15 protein-coding genes are annotated in these 16,819 nt (G+C 69.9%); 7 read left to right on the forward strand and 8 right to left on the reverse strand.

Annotated features, from left to right (window positions below):
* The first annotated feature begins 12 nt into the window (after positions 1-12).
* The 4 genes from ACFQUV_RS22485 to ACFQUV_RS22500 all read left to right on the forward strand — a co-directional run bounded on the left by ACFQUV_RS22485 (position 13) and on the right by ACFQUV_RS22500 (position 4,846).
* Positions 13-1,101, forward strand: a complete 1,089-nt coding sequence (locus ACFQUV_RS22485) for a branched-chain amino acid ABC transporter permease (RefSeq protein ID WP_111383271.1) — start codon at positions 13-15, stop codon at positions 1,099-1,101.
* Positions 1,102-1,205: 104 nt separating this feature from the next.
* A complete protein-coding gene (locus ACFQUV_RS22490; protein ID WP_129611214.1) occupies positions 1,206-2,525 on the forward strand; it encodes an ABC transporter substrate-binding protein in 1,320 nt (439 codons plus the stop codon).
* A gap of 219 nt (positions 2,526-2,744) precedes the next feature.
* On the forward strand, positions 2,745-3,596 hold the full coding sequence (locus ACFQUV_RS22495) for an ABC transporter ATP-binding protein (RefSeq protein WP_111383273.1): 852 nt from the start codon (positions 2,745-2,747) through the stop codon (positions 3,594-3,596).
* Complete coding sequence (locus ACFQUV_RS22500) at positions 3,593-4,846, forward strand: phenylacetate--CoA ligase family protein (protein ID WP_129611213.1); 1,254 nt, start codon at positions 3,593-3,595, stop codon at positions 4,844-4,846. Before ACFQUV_RS22495 ends, ACFQUV_RS22500 begins: the two co-directional genes overlap by 4 nt.
* Positions 4,847-4,884: 38 nt before the next feature.
* Here the strand turns inward: ACFQUV_RS22500 and ACFQUV_RS22505 are convergent, their stop codons facing one another.
* On the reverse strand, positions 4,885-6,996 hold the full coding sequence (locus ACFQUV_RS22505; RefSeq protein ID WP_129611212.1) for a 4Fe-4S dicluster domain-containing protein: 2,112 nt from the start codon (positions 6,994-6,996) through the stop codon (positions 4,885-4,887).
* Between the two features lie 120 nt (positions 6,997-7,116).
* Here ACFQUV_RS22505 and ACFQUV_RS22510 point away from each other — a divergent pair, with 120 nt between their 5' ends.
* A complete protein-coding gene (locus ACFQUV_RS22510; RefSeq protein WP_129611211.1) occupies positions 7,117-8,064 on the forward strand; it encodes a LysR family transcriptional regulator in 948 nt (315 codons plus the stop codon).
* Here ACFQUV_RS22510 and ACFQUV_RS22515 read toward each other — a convergent pair.
* From ACFQUV_RS22515 to ACFQUV_RS22545, 7 genes are all read right to left on the reverse strand, one after another.
* Complete coding sequence (locus ACFQUV_RS22515; protein WP_165364161.1) at positions 8,052-8,831, reverse strand: helix-turn-helix transcriptional regulator; 780 nt, start codon at positions 8,829-8,831, stop codon at positions 8,052-8,054. The two genes, ACFQUV_RS22510 and ACFQUV_RS22515, sit on opposite strands and share 13 nt — an antisense overlap.
* Positions 8,832-8,904: 73 nt before the next feature.
* Positions 8,905-9,888, reverse strand: a complete 984-nt coding sequence (locus ACFQUV_RS22520) for a fumarylacetoacetate hydrolase family protein (protein ID WP_129611209.1) — start codon at positions 9,886-9,888, stop codon at positions 8,905-8,907.
* A 67-nt stretch (positions 9,889-9,955) separates the two neighbouring features.
* On the reverse strand, positions 9,956-10,981 hold the full coding sequence (locus ACFQUV_RS22525; RefSeq protein WP_129611208.1) for a TRAP transporter substrate-binding protein: 1,026 nt from the start codon (positions 10,979-10,981) through the stop codon (positions 9,956-9,958).
* 85 nt (positions 10,982-11,066) lie between these two features.
* Complete coding sequence (locus ACFQUV_RS22530) at positions 11,067-12,017, reverse strand: MBL fold metallo-hydrolase (RefSeq protein WP_129611207.1); 951 nt, start codon at positions 12,015-12,017, stop codon at positions 11,067-11,069.
* Positions 12,010-12,216, reverse strand: coding sequence for a DUF2783 domain-containing protein (locus tag ACFQUV_RS22535; RefSeq protein WP_111383280.1), 207 nt, complete (start codon positions 12,214-12,216; stop codon positions 12,010-12,012). The genes ACFQUV_RS22530 and ACFQUV_RS22535 overlap by 8 nt, the downstream gene beginning before the upstream one ends.
* A gap of 1 nt (position 12,217) precedes the next feature.
* Positions 12,218-13,897, reverse strand: a complete 1,680-nt coding sequence (locus ACFQUV_RS22540) for an FAD-dependent oxidoreductase (RefSeq protein ID WP_129611206.1) — start codon at positions 13,895-13,897, stop codon at positions 12,218-12,220.
* Positions 13,898-13,902: 5 nt separating this feature from the next.
* A complete protein-coding gene (locus ACFQUV_RS22545; RefSeq protein ID WP_244601737.1) occupies positions 13,903-14,427 on the reverse strand; it encodes a VOC family protein in 525 nt (174 codons plus the stop codon).
* Positions 14,428-14,608: 181 nt separating this feature from the next.
* On the opposite strand from ACFQUV_RS22545, the gene maiA reads away from it, so the two are divergent.
* Together maiA and ACFQUV_RS22555 are read left to right on the forward strand one after the other, a co-directional pair.
* A complete protein-coding gene (gene maiA / locus ACFQUV_RS22550) occupies positions 14,609-15,253 on the forward strand; it encodes a maleylacetoacetate isomerase (protein ID WP_129611205.1) in 645 nt (214 codons plus the stop codon).
* Between the two features lie 43 nt (positions 15,254-15,296).
* On the forward strand, positions 15,297-16,796 hold the full coding sequence (locus ACFQUV_RS22555; protein ID WP_129611204.1) for a fumarate hydratase: 1,500 nt from the start codon (positions 15,297-15,299) through the stop codon (positions 16,794-16,796).
* Positions 16,797-16,819: the final 23 nt, after the last annotated feature.

A 16,819-nucleotide genomic window follows, 5' to 3' on the forward strand; every position in this document is an offset into this window, starting at 1 on the left:
GCGGAGAGCGTCATGCTGTATCACGAGGCCGGCCAGTACAAGACCACCTACGCGCAGGACATGGCCCTGTTGCCGATCGCCCAGGAGCGGTGGAGCCTCGCCGGCCTGCTGGTGGTGGCGTTCGTCGGGGTGCCGTCGATGGCGTTTCTCGGCATCCCGCCGTTCGATTCCGACTATGTCTTCTCCGCCATCCTGCTGCCCTTCCTGATCCTCTCGCTCGCCGCGCTGGGGCTGAACGTCCTGGTCGGCTATTGCGGCCAGATCTCGCTCGGCAGCGGCGCCTTCATGGCGGTCGGCGCCTATGCGGCCTACAACACGGCGGTGCGCCTGCCCGAGCTTCCCATCCTGGTCGCGTTGCTGTCCGGCGGGGTCGCGGCGGCGGCGGTCGGCGTCGCCTTCGGGCTGCCCAGCCTGCGCATCAAGGGCCTTTATCTCGCGGTCGCGACGCTGGCGGCGCAGTTCTTCTTCGACTGGCTGTTCCTGAGGGTGAAGTGGTTCACCAACTACGCGCCGTCGGGCTCGGTCACGGCCCCGCCGATCGACGTGCTCGGGTTTCGTCTGGATGCGAGCGTCGAGCGCTATCTTCTGGTTCTCACCATCGTGGTGCTGTTCGCCTTCGGCGTGAAGAACCTCGTGCGCGGCGCCATCGGGCGCCAGTGGATGGCGATCCGCGACATGGACCTGGCGGCCGAGATCATCGGCATCCGCCCCGTCTACGCCAAGCTGACCGCATTCGCGGTGTCGTCCTTCATCATCGGCATCGCCGGCGCCCTGTGGGCGTTCGCGCATCTCGGCTCGTGGGAGCCCCTCACCTTCTCGATCGACCGCTCCTTCCACCTCCTGTTCATGGTCATCATCGGCGGGCTCGGGTCGATCCTCGGGGCGTTCCTCGGCACCGCGTTCATCCTCCTGGTGCCGATCGTCTTGAGCCGGCTCCCCGCCGCCCTCGGCACCCCGCTGTCGACCTCGACGATCTCGCACCTGGAGACCGCCGTGTTCGGCGTGCTGATCATCGTGTTCCTGATCGCCGAGCCGCTCGGGCTCGCCCGCCTGTGGTCGCTGGCCAAGGAGAAGCTGCGCCTGTGGCCGTTCCCCCATTAGCTCCGGCGATCCGGCACACCCGGGCGAGCTCCATGAACCTTGACGTGACGACAACGCCGCCCGCGCCGCGGGCCAACAATCGAGAGCTTCGAGGGAGGATACCCATGCGATACCCGGCACGGCTCGCCGCCATGGGCGCCATGGCGCTCGCCACGCTCGCTCCATCGGCCATGGCGGTGGCCAACGAGCAGTTCATCCCGGTCCTGTCCTACCGGACCGGCCTCTACGCCGCCAATGGCATTCCCTGGGCCAACGGATTCGTCGACTACTTGCAGCTCGTCAACCTGCGCGACGGCGGCATCAACGGCGTCAAGATCGCGTTCGAGGAATGCGAGACGGCCTACGGCACCGACCGCGGCGTCGAGTGCTACGAGCGCCTGAAGGGCAAGGGGCCGACCGGCGCGGCGATGTTCCATCCGGTCTCCACCGGCATCACCTTCGCGCTCACCGAGAAGGCGCCGGTCGACAAGATCCCGATGGTCACGGTCGGCTACGGCCGCTCCGACACCCGCGACGGCTCGGTGTTCCGCTGGAACTTCCCGCTGATCGGCAGCCATTGGACGGCCGCCGGGCTGGCGATCGAGTATCTGGGCCGGGAGGTCGGCGGCAAGGACAAGCTGAAGGGCAAGAAGATCGTGCTCCTGCATCTCGACGCGCCGGCCGGCCGCGAGCCGATCGCCGTGTTCGAGAAGCTCGCCGCCAAGCACGGCTACACCTTCACGGCCATCCCGGTGACGGCGCCGGGCCTCGAGCAGCGGTCGCAATGGTTGCAGATCCGGCAGATGCGGCCCGACTATGTGGTGCTGTGGGGATACGGCGGCATGAACCCGGCCGCCATCCAAGAGGCGGCGGCGGTCAACTTCCCGCGCGACCGCCTGCTCGGCTACGCCTGGTCGGGCGCCGAGCCCGACGTCATCCCGGCGGGCGACCGTGCCAAGAGCTACAAGACGCTGATGCTCCAGCACGGCGCCGAGCGCGACAAGGTGCATCAGGACATCCTGACTCATGTTTACGGCAAGGGCGCGGGACTGGCCACGCCCCAGGAGGTCGGCCAGATCCTCTACAACCGCGGCCTGATCAGCGCCCTGGTCAGCGTCGAGGCGATCCGCACCGCCCAGGCGAAGTTCGGCAACAAGCCGTTGACCGGCGAGCAGGTCCGCTGGGGCCTGGAGAACCTCGACCTCGATGCCGGGCGGCTGCAAGCGCTCGGCGTCGCCACCATGATCAAGCCCCTGAAGGCGAGCTGCGAAAACCACGAGGGCGCACGCTTCGGCCGCGTCCAGCAATGGGACGGCGCGCGCTGGACCGTGATCTCCGACTGGATCGAGGTCGACGGCACGGTGCTGGACCCGCTCGTCAAGGAATCGGCGGCCGCCTATGCGAGCAGCAAGGGCATCACGCCGGTCGACTGCGGCAAGCTTTAGAGCATTTTCCGGCGAAGCGGGATTCCGGTTCGCCGTCGAAAATGCGATCACGCAAAGACTTCTAAAGCGGGGTCCGATCCATTTGGATTGGATTCCGCTCTAACAGGCCGTCGGAGTTCTGAAACTCGGTCGTTCCGGGGCCGGCCGAAGGCCGGAGCCCGGAACCCAGCCCCTACCTGCCCGAACCGATACCCGATCGATCGCAGGAGCCCCCCGTCCATGTCGGTCCCTCTCCCGCTCCACCGGGGCGAACCACCGCCGGCCGCCGCCGATCCGATGCTCTCGGTCGGCAACATCGAAGTTGTCTACGGCCGCGTCGCGCTCGTGCTCAAGGGCGTGTCCCTGACGGTGCCCAAGGGCGGCATCGTCGCCCTTCTTGGCGCCAACGGCGCCGGCAAGACCACCACCCTGAAGGCGATCTCCAACCTGCTCCGCAACGATCGCGGCGAGGTCACCAAGGGCACCATCACGTTCGGCGGCGAGCGGATCGACGCGGCGAGCCCGAGCGATCTGGTGCAGCGAGGGTGCATCCAGGTGATGGAGGGCCGGCACTGCTTCGGCCACTTGACCATCGCCGAGAACCTGCTGGCCGGCGCCTTCACGCGACGTGACGGCAGGGCCGCCGTCGCCGCCGACCTGGAGCGCGTCTATGCCTACTTCCCCCGCCTCCGGGAGCGCCGCAACGCACAGGCGGGCTATGCTTCCGGCGGCGAGCAGCAGATGTGCGCCATCGGCCGCGCCATGATGTCGAAGCCGAAGATGATCCTGCTCGACGAGCCGTCTATGGGGCTGGCGCCCCAGATCGTCGAGGAGATCTTCGAGATCGTGAAGACGCTGAACGAGCGCGAGGGGGTCTCCTTCCTGGTCGCCGAACAGAACACCAACGTGGCGCTGCGCTACGCGACCTACGGCTACGTGCTGGAGACCGGACGGGTGGTGATGGACGGCGAGGCCGAGGCCCTGCGCCAGAACGAGGACGTCAAGGAGTTCTATCTCGGCCTCGCCGATGGCGGCCGGAGGAGCTTCCGCGATGCCAAGTCGTATCGGCGGCGCAAGCGGTGGCTGGCATGACGGGAGCAGCAACCCTCCTGGCCAGGACGCCGGAGCATTACGACACGCGGGAAAGTCGGGACCCCGCGCTGCGCGAGCGCGACCTGATGGCGCGGCTGCCCGGCCTGCTCGCTCATGCGATGCAGGCGCCGGGCTGGCGGCGCCATCTCGCCGGCGTCGATCCGGCGGCGGTGACGGCCCGGCAGGCGCTGCGAGCCCTGCCGCTGCTGCGCAAGTCCGATCTCGTCGGCCTCCAGGCCGCCGATCCGCCGCTCGGCGGCTTCGCCTGTGTGCCGACGACGGCGTTCCGGCGCCTGTTCGTGTCGCCCGGTCCGGTGGCGGAGCCGGAGGGCGAAGGACGCGACTGGTGGGGCATGGCGGCGGGCCTGTTCGCCGCCGGCTTCCGGGCCGGCGACGTGGCGCTCAACTGCTTCTCGTATCATCTCACCCCCGGCGCCTATCTGGCCGAGAGCGGGCTGCGGGCCTTGGGCGGGGTCGTGATTCCGGGAGGTGTGGGCAACACCGACCAGCAGGTCGAGGCGATCCGCCGCTACCGGCCGGTCGGCTATCTCGGCACCGGCGACTTCCTGAAAATCATCCTCGATCGCGCCGCCGAAACCGGGCGGCACTGCGGCTCGCTCACCAAGGCGTTCACCACCGGGGCGGCGCTGCCGCCGTCGCTGCGCGCCGCCCTCGCCGATCATGGCGTCGCGGCCCTCCAGGGCTACGCCACCGCCGATGTCGGGCTGATCGCCTACGAGACGATCGCGGAGACCGGCCTGGTGGTGAACGAGGACCGCATCGTCGAGATCGTCCGACCCGGCACCGGCGATCCGGTTCCCGACGGCGAGATCGGCGAGGTGGTGGTGACGACCTTCACGCGCGACTATCCGATGATCCGCTTCGCCACCGGCGATCTCTCCGCCGTGCGGCCCGGGCGATCGGACTGCGGCCGCACCAACATCCGCCTGGCCGGCTGGCTCGGCCGCGCCGATCAGAGCGCCAAGGTGAAGGGCATGTTCGTCCACCCGAGCCAGGTCGCCGAGATCGCCCGCCGTCACGGCGACATCGGGGCCGTCCGCCTCGTCGTGCTGCGGACCGGCGAGCAAGATGCGATCCGGCTCGAGGCCGAGGTGCCCGTTCCATCCGACGGTCTGCGCGACGCCCTCGCCGACACCCTGCGGGACGTCACCAAGCTGACCGGCGAGATCGTCCTGCTGCGGCCCGGCACGCTGCCGGAGGACGGTCGACGCATCGTCGATACGCGCTGACGCGCCGGAGGGTCCTCGACATCGCCCGGCGGGCCGGATCAGGACGCGCTGCCGCGCAGGCGCCGGCGCGCCGCGTCCGGGGTTTCGGCACGCCGGTACTCGTCCATGCCGGCGACGCGGTCGATCGGCACCACCTCGGCCAGCGTCGTGCCGGGCGCCGGCTGGAGCTTCGGCGGGAACATCGCCAGCCGCTGCATCGCGGTCAGCTTGTCGTCGCGGCCGGGGCTCAGGTCACGCTCGTTAGTTCCGGCGACCGGCGCGCCGGCGACGCCGTCGACCACCTCGAGGTCGAACCACCATCGCTTGATCAGGTTGCGCTTGCCGTTCTGCAAGACGTCGTCCATGGCGATGATGGCGGGCCGGGCCTCCGGATGGCGGATCGACAGCGCCGCGAGCTCGCGCGCCGCGACGGTGTCGTCGCGGTTCCACGGACACATCTTCATGCAGCGCCCGCAGGCCGAGCCCTTCATCTGGGTGACGCGGTACTTGGTGCATTTCTCGACGTCGGCCTTCCAGATCTCGTAGCCGTTGAACATCACCTTGGGGCCGAACGTGATGGCGTTGCACGGGCACTCGCGGGCGCACTTGCGGCAGCGGTCGCAGAAGTCCTGGAGGCCGAAGTCGATCGGCTTGTCGACCGTCATCGGCAGGTCGGTGGTGAGCACCACCGATTTCGAGCGCGGCCCGATGAACGGATTGAGCAGTGTGTCGCCGATGCGCGACACCTCGCCGAGCCCCGCCATCAAGATCGCCGGATTGTGGATGATCTCCGAATGCGCGTTGGAATGGCTGCGCGCCGAAAAGCCCATCTTCCGGCAGTGCGCCGCCATCACGCCGGCGATCTCGGCGCCGCGCAGATAGGCCCGCATCGACTGCGAGGCCGAGATCCAGTCGTCGCCGGAGGCGCCGTCCATGGTTTCGTAGCCCTGGTCGATCAGCATCACCACGGCGTAGTCGTGATACGCCGCGATCGGCCGCCCGTCGGTGTCGTCGGTCGCGTAGTACATCCACGGCTCGGCCCGGCAGATCCCGACGAAGTCGGCGCCGAGATAGTAGCCGAGCGCCTTGATGGCCGCGGCGTTGCGCTCCGGATCGGACAGATCGCCGCCGCGTCCGGTCGGCTGCTGCTTCTCGCGATCACCCTGGAGCGGCACCATGGCCTGGATCAGCGGCTGCATGCCGAGCGCCAGCGGGTGCTTCATCGGAAATCGCTTCTTCTCGAGCCGCGGCTTGTCGCCGAGGTCGCCGGCCTCGGCCCGCTTGAAGAAGTCGCCGCGCTTCGGCACCCGCCCGATCTCCTGCCGGATCACCAGCGTGGTCGGCTCGTCGACGCGGCGGATCGTCTCCATCGGATACCGTCCCATGTGGAGCGGCCGCTGCTCCTCCTCGGCATCGGCCCAGCCCGGCCGGGTGCCGTCGATGCCGACATAGACCTCCGGGGCGTGCTCGCCGAGATCACCGTCCGGCGCCAGCGGCCGGTCCGGCGCGACCACGAAGCCGGTGGTGACGACGCCGATGCGGAAGCCACGCGACAGGAACGGCGCCACCAACCGGCCACCCTCCGCCCGCGCGATGCCGGCGCGGATCGCCAGTCGCGACAGATCGACCAGAGTGTCGCCGGCCACGTGGCCGCGCGCCGGAAAACCCATCCAGCGCAGATAGCCGGCGAGGATCACGGCGATCTCGGTGGCCCGCATGTCGGTCCGCGCCACGTTGGTGCCGCGTATCCACGCGCCGCCCGGCTCGTCGGCCGCCGGCACGCGCCCGAACGGCACCGCGAAGACGAGCGCGTGGGTGTGATCCGGATCGCCGGCCGCACCGGACCCGAGGTCGAGCCGGTCCGCCTCGGCGACGACACAGGTGCCGGCCAGCGCCGCGTCGAGAAAGTAGGCCGACGCCTTGAGGTTCTCGGCGCGGCGCACCGGGTCGTCCGGCACCGCGGGGCTGCGCGGCGCGACCGCCCCGTCGAGGAAGCGGCGGAACAGCGCCGCATAGGTCTCGATCTCCGCCCCGATGGCGTCGGGATGCGCCGCACAAGCGTCGACGCACAGCGGCAGCGAGCGCGGCTCGACGGAGTCTAAACGCGCGAGCCGCTCGAGCGCATAAGGTCCGAGATGACTGGGACGGTCTCGGTTGGAATAGATCCGCATGACGTCCTCCCGCACCGGCATCGCCTCTGCGGGCGATCGCAGCTGCGAAAGACGTTAGCGGAGCGAGCGCGCCCGAACTATTCCGTTGTCATCATGTCGATATGGCGCCATTGACATGAGATGGAGATCTCCCTGTCGCATCTGCGGGCGTTCGAGACGCTGCTGCGCGAGACCTCGCTGACGCGGGCCGCTCATCAGCTCGACCTGTCGCAACCTCAGCTCAGCAAGATCCTGGCGCGCCTGCGCGCGCATTTCGGTGACCCTCTGTTCGTGCGCACCGGCCGCGGCATGGCGCCGACGGCCCGCGCCCTGGAGATCGCCGGCGCGGTGCGCACCATTCTGGCCGCCAGCGCGACGCTGACGCCGACGCCGCCCGCCTTCGCGCCGGCGCGATCGGAGCGCAGCTTCACCCTGCTGATCACCGACGTCGGCGCTCAGCGCCTGGCACCGCATCTGATGCATCGCCTCGACACCGAGGCGCCCGGCGTGACGATCCGCATCGTGCCGCCGGACGCCCGCCATCTCCATTCCATGCTGGAGAGCGGCGAGGCCGACATCGCCGTGGGCGCCTTCCCGGATCTCGTGCAGGACATCCGCCGCCGCAGGCTGTTCGAGGAAGGCTATGTCGCGATCGTGCGGCGGGGCCACCCGTTCACGGCGGCGAGGCCGGATCGCGACACGTTCCTCGACGCCGCCCATGTGCTGGTGCAGGCCCGGCAGGCCGGCCATGCGCACGCCAACGCCGAGGCGCGCCTCGCCGAGATCGTGCCGCGATCGCGGCTGCGCCTGAGCGTGCCGAGCTTCGCCACCGCCGCCATGGTGGTGCGACGGACCGACATGGTGGCGGTGCTGCCCGCCAATCTCGCCAAGTACCTCGCCGACGCGCTCGACCTCGCCATCGTCGAGACGCCGTCGCTCGGGCTCGGCAGCGTCGAGATCTCGCTGCTGTGGCACGAGCGATTTCATCGCGACCCGGCCAACCGCTGGCTCCGTCGCACCCTGCTCGCCATCCTGGGCCGTGGCTACCGGCCCGGCACGGAGGCGGCGCGAGCGGTTCAGGAGCCGTAGAAGACGCGCAGGAACTCGCGCTGATTGGCGACGGCGACCCGCTCGTAGGCGCGCTTGCGGTGCGTGATCACGCTGGTCGGGGCGATGCCGAGCCAGCCGCCGATCTCTTCGGCCGTCATGCCGGCGACGACTCCGGCCGCGACATCCGCCTCGCGTGGCGACAGCATGGGAAAGCGCTCGAGCACCCGCACCCGGGTGGTGGCCGGATCGATCCCACCGTTGCGCCACAGCTCGAAGTGCCGCAGCGCCACCGCCCGCACGATCGGGAAGAAGGCCGCCAGCGCCCGCCGGCTGCTCTCCGAAAGGACGCCCGTCTCACGCCCGCCGTAGAAGCTGACCGAGAACGACAGGCCCCGCTCGGTGCGGCCGATGAGCGACAGCCGGTCCGCGATATGGGCGCGGTCGTAGCACCACGTCCGATAGCCGACGGTCGGGATGTCGTCCCGACTCACATAGGTGATGCGGCTGCCGTCGACACCGCCGTGCTCGAACATGATGCCGAGATTGGGGTCGTCGCGATAGTGCCGGGCCATGTAATGATCGGCCGCCGAGCTGGCGTAGCGCCGGCCCGCCGGCCCCTCGGTGCCGACGAAGATCGGCGTGTTCTTGTTCGGGTACAGAAAGATCGAGACGAACTCGACCGGCGCGAAGACCCGGCTCGACGCGAGCAGCGCCCCGACGAAGGCAGGCTTGCCGACCTGGCGAACCAGGCTGCACAGCGCATCGGGAGGAGCAGACAGGCACGTGGCGTCATCGGGCGCTTGCATGATCTGCAAGACTTGACCCTCCAACCAAGCGTTTCCTGTCGTCAACGCTACATCAAGTCACAACATATGCAACTCATACATACCTCGCTACCACTTGATCGATGGCGCCGAAGATCGAGTGTCCGCGATCGTTCAGCATCTCGATGCGCACGCGCTCGCCCGGCGCCAGGAACAGCGTGCGGACCTCTCCGAACTCCAGCATGTCGCGGGCCCGCCGCTCGGCGATGCATGCGGCGCCCACCGCGGGATCGGCATTGGACACCGTGCCGGAGCCGATGATGCCGCCCGGCCCGATCGGGCGGGTGCGCGCCACGTGCGAGATCAGCCGCGGGAAGGAGAACACCATGTCGCGGCCCGCCTCGGGCGCGCCGAACAGCACGTCGCCGCGGTGGACGCGCAGCCGCAGGTGGACGCGGGCGCCGTCCCAGGCGTCGCCCAGCTCGTCCGGCGTCACCGCGACGGGCGAGAACGCGGTCTGCGGCTTCGACTGGAAGAAGCCGAAGCCTTTGCCGATCTCCGGCGCCACGAGGTTGCGCAGCGTCACGTCGTTCACCAGCATGACGAGCTTGATATGCGCGGCGGCCGCCTCCTCGTCGGTGCCGGCCGGCACCCGGTCGGTCACCACCGCGATCTCGCCCTCGAAGTCGCAGCCGAGCTCGGGATCGGCGAGCGGGATCGGGTCCATCGGCCCGAGATTGCAGTCCGCGGCGCCCTGATAGACCAGCGGATCGTGCCAGAAGCTGTCCGGCATGTCGGCGTTGCGCGCCTTACGCACCAGCGCGACGTGATTGACATAGGCGGAGCCGTCCGCCCACTGGTAGGCGCGCGGTAGCGGCGCCATCGCGAGACCGGGATCGAAGGGTTCGACGCCTGTGGCGGAGCCGGCCTCGACCGCCGCCGCGCGTTCGGCGAGCCGCGGCGCGGCATCGTCCCAGACGTCGAGCGCCGCTTGCAGGGTCGGCGCAATGTCGTCGGCCGCGGCGCAGCGTGCGAGATCGCGCGACACGACGACCAGCCGGCCGTCGGGACGGCCGTTGCGCAAGGTGGCGAGCTTCATGGACAGCCTCGTAAAAGTGCCGCGTCCGGTGCCGGGTCCGGACGCGGCAGGCGGGAGGAACGGCGACTCAGTTCGCGGCGACGGCGAGCTCGGCCCTGTAGGCCTCGAGCAGGGCCGACCCGTCGGCTCCGAGCTTCTTGATCTGTTCGGACCAGCTCGCCTCCAGCGGGCGGACGCGCGCCTTGATCTCCGACACGAAGGCGGTATCCGCGGTGACGAGATCGATGCCGCTCGCCCTGATCTTCGCCAGGGCACTGCGGTCGGTCTCGTCCTGGGCGCGACCGATCAGCCGGGCCAGGGTCTCGCCCGAGCGGGCATCGACGATATCGCGGAGATCGGCGGACAGCCGGTCGTAGCTGGCGCGGTTCATCACCATCGCCCAGCTCGTGTTGTAGAGCCCACCGGGCACCAGCGTGCCATGCTTCACGATGCCGTCGAGCTTGAAGGTGGCAATGGGTTCCGACGGGAAGAACACCCCGTCGACGATCCCCGACGACAGGAGCTCGTAGGACTCCGACGCCGGCTTGAGCACCGCCGAGACGTCGAGCAGCCGGGCGATGTCATTGGCGGCGCCGCCACCGACCCGGATGCGGAGGTCCTTGAGGTCGGCGACGCTCCGCACCGGCCGCCGCACGTTGAAGATGTGCCCCGGCCCGTTGGTGAAGACCGCCAGCACCTTCAGCTTCTTGTCCTGATCGAAGCGGGCGAGGTGCTTGGCGTAGACGCGCTGATAGGCGACGGAGGCGATCTCGGCGCTGTCGCCGGCGCCGGGAAACTCGGCGATGGTCGACAGCAGGAAGCGGCCCGGCGTGTAGCCGTGCACGTTCATGGCGATGTCGGCGACACCATCGGCGATGGCGTCGAACGTGCCGGGCGGTGCCGCCACCGCCTTCGGCAGCGTCGAGACCCGCAGCTGCCCGCCGGAGGCCGCCTCGATCTCCTTGGCCCATACGGCGAGAACGCTCCTGTTGAGAACATGCTGCGGCGGCATCCAGGTGGAGGCGCGCAGCACCGTGCCGGCCTGCGCGTCACCACCGGCGAGGCCGGCCACCGACAAGGCTGCGGACCCTGCCAGAAACTCGCGTCTGTTCATCGTCTCCTCCTCGGGGGTTCGGCCCGTTGACCGGGCTCGTGTTCGAAATCCGCCGATCGGCATTGCGCTCGCGCGGCGCCGGCGGTCAGCCGTGCAGCGTGCGCCACAGCTCCTGATCGCGGGCGTCGGTCCAGATGCGGGGATGCTCGAGGCCGCGCAGCTCGTCGTAGACACGGGCGACGTCGAAGGCCAGCGCATGGACATAGATCGGCCAGTCGCCGAACCGCGGATTGCAAATCCGCTCCGCCTCCTCGTAGCAGCCCTTGAGATCGCGGCCGAGCGACAGGCCGTGCCGCACCGCTCCGACGATCGAGGCGATGAAGTCCTTGGTGGTGTCGATAGCGTCGGCGATCTCCTGGCGCGAGCGCATCGGCGCGCCCCGCCCCGGCACCGCCGCTTGGCAGTCGAGGGCGCGCAGGCGTTCGAGCGTCGTCATCCAATCCTGCACATAGGCGTCGCCCATGTAGACGCCGCAGCGGTTCTCGACGAGATCGCCGGCGAACACCACGCCGGCGTCCGGGATGTGACATACCGTGTCGCCCCGCGTGTGGGCGCGGCCGAGCCGCAGGAAGCGCAGCTCACGGTCGCCGAGATGGAACGAGAGCTCGGTCTCGAAGGTGGCGTCCGGAAAGGTGAGGCCGGGGATCTCCTCACGCCCCTTGAAGAGGCGCGGGAAGCGGCCGATCTCCGATTCCATGTCGGCCTGCCCGCGCTCGCGCAGCAGCGCGAGGGTGTCGCGCGAGGAGAACACGAGATCGGCCCCGAAAGCCGAGGCGCCGAGCGCCCGCACCGCGTGATAATGGGTAAGAAAGAGATACTTGATCGGCCGATCGGTGACGGTGCGGATGCCGGCGATCATCTCGCGGGCGAGCATCGGGGTGGCACGGGCGTCGATCGCCAGCACCGCCTCCTCACCGACCACGAAGCCGCAGTTCGGATCGGACACCGAGCAGTATCCGTAGATGTCGCGCTCCAGCTCGACGATCTGCGGCGTCTGCTCGGTCGTGTCCCGGGTGGACGCGAACTCCTCAGCCATGCGTACTGTCCTTCCTGTAAGGCCGCGCCGCCTCGTCGATGCAGGCATCGAGCGCCGCCTTGGCGCCCACCTGATTGGCGAGCAGGAACACCAGCCGCAGCGCCAGGTCCTGCGACTGCGTCTCGGTGAGCCCTTCGGCGGCGGCGACCAGCGCGGCGTAGAACCCGTCCGGGTCTTCGAGATTGGGATCGAGACGCATGTCAGGCTCCGAATCCGACCGCGGCGCGGAGCGCGGCTTCCGCCGCCGCCGCCGCGGCGCCGCGCACGACGGCGGCACAATAGAGATCCGGGCGGACGACCACGAGGTCGCCCGGCTCCGCGCCGGTCAACGCCGGAAGATGACCTCCGGCGTCGCGATAGGTGCAGCGAACCGCCCCCTGCCCCGCCTCGAGCGTGCGCACCGCGTAGGGAAGCCCTTCGCCGCCGATGCCGCTGATCGCGGCGCGCGCCGGATCGTGCCCCGCCCGCGGCAGGTAGAGCCCGAGCGCCGCCGTGCCGAGATCGGCGAGCGCCGCCGACAGCGAGGTGGCGCCGCCGTCGGCCCGCTCCAGCCTCAGGTTGGGCAGCGCGTAACCGCCGTCCGGCGCCAGGATGGCGGAGCCCGGATAACGGTTGGCGACGGCGAGCCGGCCGGTATTGACCATGGCACGGGCGAAGGCGTGCTGCCGAGCGAGGCCCAGCAGTGCGTCGCGAAGCCGGCGCTCGAACGGCGACTGCGGCGCCAGGAAGCGGGCCGACCGGGAGGTGACGAGGATGTTCTCGGCCGCAGCGGCGCGCCGCTCCTCGTCGTAGGTATCGAGCAGACGCTCGCTCGCCTTGCCCTGGACGACGAGCGCCAGCTTCCAGGCGAGGTTCTCGGCGTCGCCGATGCCGGAGTTGCCGCCACGCGCCCCGAACGGGCTCTTCACATGGGCGGCGTCGCCCGCGAACAGCACGCGCCCATGCCGAAACCGCTCCAGCATCTGGGTGCGGTAGGCCCACGGCCCGACCCACACGAGCTCGAACGCGACGTCGGGACCGAGATGGGCACGCACCCGCGCGGCGGCGATCTCCGGCCGCGCCGCCTCCTCGGGGTCGGTGCCGGGGGCGAGCTGATAGTCCAGCCGCCACACCTTGTCGGCCATCATGTGCTGCCAGACGGCGCGGCCGCCGTTGAACGGCGCGTCGACCCAGGTCCACCGCTCGGGCAGCTCGACCTCGTCCAGCCGGGCATCGCAGATGCACCAGCAGTCGACGTGGCGCGACGCCTTGACGGGAAGTCCGAGCGAGTCGCGCAGATGCGAGTTGGCCCCGGTCGCATCGATCACCCAGTCCGCCGCGACGACGTAGTCGCCGCCGGGACTCTCGACCTCCAGCCGGACCGATGCCGGGCCGGGCTCGATGGCACGGACGCGGTTCTTCCAACGCAGCTCGGCGCCGTCGAGCGCACCGAGACGATCGACCAGGAACCACTCAAGATAGAACTGCTGGAGGTTGACGAACGGCGGCTGGAGGGAGGCGTTGCCCTCGGCGCGATTGAACGCATAGACGATCTCCTCGCCCGACAACGTCTTGCCGACCGACCAGACGACGCCCTTCTCGATCATGCGCGGCGCGACGCCGAGCCGGTCCATGATCTCCAGCGTCTTCTGCGACCACACCATGCCGCGCGACGAGGCGCCGCGCACCCCGACGGTGTCGTCATCGTCGAGCAGCAGCACGGCGACGCCGCGCGAGGCCAGGTCGGCCGCGAGCGTCAGGCCGGTGACGCCGCCGCCGACCACGACGATGCCGGCGCGCTCCACCTCGGCCCGTCCGGCCGAGGGCGGCACCACCGCGGGGAACACCGGCAGCCGGTAGCCGTTGCCGTTCCACTCGACGCCCCGGCAGCTCGCGGTCATCGCCGTCACGAGGCGAGCCCCAGGCGCTCCGACTTCTCCTTCGTCCAGGAGTCGAGATCGGATCGTGCGCTCCGGCGCTTCGCCTCCTTGTAGTCGGCGAGGCCGACGTCGGTGGTCAGCTCCAGCCGGATGCCGTTCGGATCGAAGAAGTAGATGGAGTGGATGAACGTGTGATCGGTGATGCCGAGGATCGGGATGCCGGCCTGTTCCAGCCGCATCTTCGCCTCCTTCAGCTCCTCGGTCGACGACACCGCGAGCGCCAGATGATTCACCCAGTTCGGCGTATTGGGCGACGGCTCCGCCTTCACGTTGTCGCCGAGGTCGAAGAAGGCGATGTGAGAGCCGTCCTTCATTTGAAAGAACAGGTGGACGAACGGACAGTACTCGCCGGTGCTCGGCACATGGTCGGACTTGACGATGTGGACGAGTGGCAGGCCGAGAATGTCCTCGTAGAAATGCCGCGTCTCCTCCGCGTCGCGGCAGCGATAGGCGAAGTGGTGCAGACCGTTGATCGGAACCATGGCGGACATGACGAGCCTCCGGGACGATGGCCGGATGCTAGCTGCCGAACGCCCGGGTCCGCATTCCTCACGAGTGAGGATTGGCGCCGCCACCCCGCCGGATCATATGGGGCCGGATGAGCGGTCCGGCCCCGGAGCGGCCGCCGGGTCCGCCGACCAGCAGGCCGGACGCGCCGGCCGGAGGCATGTCGTGACGCTGTACACCTATTTCCGCTCCTCGGCGGCCTATCGGGTCCGCATCGTCCTCGCCCTCAAGGGGCTCGCCTGGCAGCCCTCCGTCGTCCACATGCTGCGCGACGGCGGCGAGCAGCACCGCCCCGAATACCGCGCCGTCAATCCGCTCGGTCTGGTGCCGACGCTGGTCGACGGCGACGCGGTGCTGGTGCAGTCGACGGCGATCTGCGAGTACCTGGAGGAGACGCACCCGGAGCCGCCGCTGCTGCCGCGCGATTCCGTCGCCCGCGCTTATGTGCGAGCCGTGATGGCGACCATCGCGTGCGAGATCCATCCGCTCGACAATCTGCGGGTGCTCCACTACGTGACCAAGACGCTCGGCCATGACGAAGACGAAAAGCTCGCCTGGTATCGCCACTGGGTGGCGGTCGGCTTCGCCGGCCTGGAGGCCCTGATGACGAAGGCCGGACGCACCGGCCGTTACGTCCATGGCGACACCCCCACACTCGCTGACGCCTTCCTGGTGCCGCAGGTCTTCAACGCGCGGCGCTTCCAGTGCCCGCTTGACGCCTTTCCGACCATCGTCCGGGTGGCCGATACCGCCGCGGCGCATCCGGCCATCGCCTCGGCCCGGCCGGACGCGCAGGTCGACGCCGCCTGAATGCCGCTGGCGCGGCGACCAGGGCGCCGCCGGGAGACCGACCATGACCGTCATCCGCGAGGACGACATCGTCGCGAGCGTCGCCGCCGCGGCGCAGTTCATCTCCTGCTATCATCCGGCCGACTACGTGCGGGCGCTCGCCGCCGCCCACGAGCGCGAGCAGAGCCCCGCCGCCCGCGAGGCGATCGGCCAGATTCTGATCAACTCGCGCCTCGCCGCGCTCGGCCGCCGGCCGATGTGCCAGGATACCGGCGTCGTCAATGCGTTCGTGCGGGTCGGGCTCGGCGCGCGGATCGCGACGACGCGCGCGATCGAGGAGCTGGTCGACGAAGGCGTACGACGCGCCTATCGGGACACGGCCAATCCGCTGCGCGCCTCGATCATCGCGGACCCTCTGCTCACGCGGCGCAACACCCGCGACAACACGCCGGCGGTGACCCACACGGCGGTGGTCCCCGGCGAGGTGGTGACGGTGGTGATCGCCGCCAAGGGCGGCGGCTCGGAGAACAAGAGCCGCTTCGCCATGCTCAATCCGTCCGACGACGTCGAGGAGTGGGTGCTGCGCACGGTCGAGAGTCTCGGGGCCGGCTGGTGCCCGCCCGGCCTGCTCGGTCTCGGGGTCGGGGGCAGCGCCGAGAAGGCGATGCTGATGGCGAAGGAGGCGCTGCTGGCGCCGATCGACATGCCCGATCTGCTGGCGCGCGGCCCGGCGGACGCCGAGGAGGAGATGCGAATCCGCCTCTACCGCGCCGTCAACGCGCTCGGCATCGGCGCCCAGGGTCTCGGCGGCCTGACCACGGTGGTCGACGTGAAGCTCCGCACCTTCCCGACCCACGCGGCGTCGAAGCCGGTGGCCCTGATCCCGCAATGCGCCGCCAACCGGCACGTCTCGTTCGTGCTCGACGGATCGGGGCCGGCGACCTTCACGCCGCCCGATCTCGCCGACTGGCCCGAGATCGTGCTCGACCGCACCGCGGGGCTCGCCCGCCGCGTCGATCTCGACGCCCTCACCCAGGACGAGATCGAGAGCTGGGCGCCGGGCGACACGCTGCTGCTGTCGGGCCGGATGCTGACGGGACGCGACGCCGCCCACAAGCGCATGGCCGATCTCGTCGCACGCGGCGAACCGCTGCCCGTCGATCTGCGCGGCCGTGCCATCTACTATGTCGGCCCGGTCGACCCGGTGGGCGACGAAGTGATCGGCCCGGCCGGGCCGACCACGGCGACCCGGATGGATCGCTTCACCGAGACGCTGCTGGCGCGGACCGGGCTGCGCGTCATGATCGGCAAGGCCGAACGGGGGCCGGCGGCGATCGAGGCCATCGCCCGTCACCGCGCCGCTTATCTGATCGCCGTCGGCGGCGCCGCCATTCTGGTGTCACGGGCGATTCGTGCGGCGCGGGTGGTGGCGTTCGAGGACCTCGGCATGGAGGCGATCTACGAGTTCACCGTCGAGGACATGCCGGTCACGGTGGCGGTCGACAGCGGCGGACGCTCGCTCCACACGCTCGGCCCGGCGCGCTGGCGCGGCCGGGTGGCCTGACGCAGCCTCGCCGTCTCGCCTGG

Origin of the sequence: Rhodoplanes sp. P11 (genome assembly GCF_964266735.1) — a bacterium.
GTDB lineage: Bacteria > Pseudomonadota > Alphaproteobacteria > Rhizobiales > Xanthobacteraceae > Rhodoplanes > Rhodoplanes serenus.

Coding starts and splice junctions, on each gene's coding strand:
- ACFQUV_RS22485 (WP_111383271.1), top strand. CDS start 13: ATGCTGTATCACGAGGCCGGCCAGTACAAGACCACCTACGCGCAGGAC.
- ACFQUV_RS22490 (WP_129611214.1), top strand. CDS start 1,206: ATGCGATACCCGGCACGGCTCGCCGCCATGGGCGCCATGGCGCTCGCC.
- ACFQUV_RS22495 (WP_111383273.1), top strand. CDS start 2,745: ATGTCGGTCCCTCTCCCGCTCCACCGGGGCGAACCACCGCCGGCCGCC.
- ACFQUV_RS22500 (WP_129611213.1), top strand. CDS start 3,593: ATGACGGGAGCAGCAACCCTCCTGGCCAGGACGCCGGAGCATTACGAC.
- ACFQUV_RS22505 (WP_129611212.1), bottom strand. CDS start 6,996: ATGCGGATCTATTCCAACCGAGACCGTCCCAGTCATCTCGGACCTTAT.
- ACFQUV_RS22510 (WP_129611211.1), top strand. CDS start 7,117: ATGGAGATCTCCCTGTCGCATCTGCGGGCGTTCGAGACGCTGCTGCGC.
- ACFQUV_RS22515 (WP_165364161.1), bottom strand. CDS start 8,831: ATGCAAGCGCCCGATGACGCCACGTGCCTGTCTGCTCCTCCCGATGCG.
- ACFQUV_RS22520 (WP_129611209.1), bottom strand. CDS start 9,888: ATGAAGCTCGCCACCTTGCGCAACGGCCGTCCCGACGGCCGGCTGGTC.
- ACFQUV_RS22525 (WP_129611208.1), bottom strand. CDS start 10,981: ATGAACAGACGCGAGTTTCTGGCAGGGTCCGCAGCCTTGTCGGTGGCC.
- ACFQUV_RS22530 (WP_129611207.1), bottom strand. CDS start 12,017: ATGGCTGAGGAGTTCGCGTCCACCCGGGACACGACCGAGCAGACGCCG.
- ACFQUV_RS22535 (WP_111383280.1), bottom strand. CDS start 12,216: ATGCGTCTCGATCCCAATCTCGAAGACCCGGACGGGTTCTACGCCGCG.
- ACFQUV_RS22540 (WP_129611206.1), bottom strand. CDS start 13,897: ATGACCGCGAGCTGCCGGGGCGTCGAGTGGAACGGCAACGGCTACCGG.
- ACFQUV_RS22545 (WP_244601737.1), bottom strand. CDS start 14,427: ATGTCCGCCATGGTTCCGATCAACGGTCTGCACCACTTCGCCTATCGC.
- ACFQUV_RS22555 (WP_129611204.1), top strand. CDS start 15,297: ATGACCGTCATCCGCGAGGACGACATCGTCGCGAGCGTCGCCGCCGCG.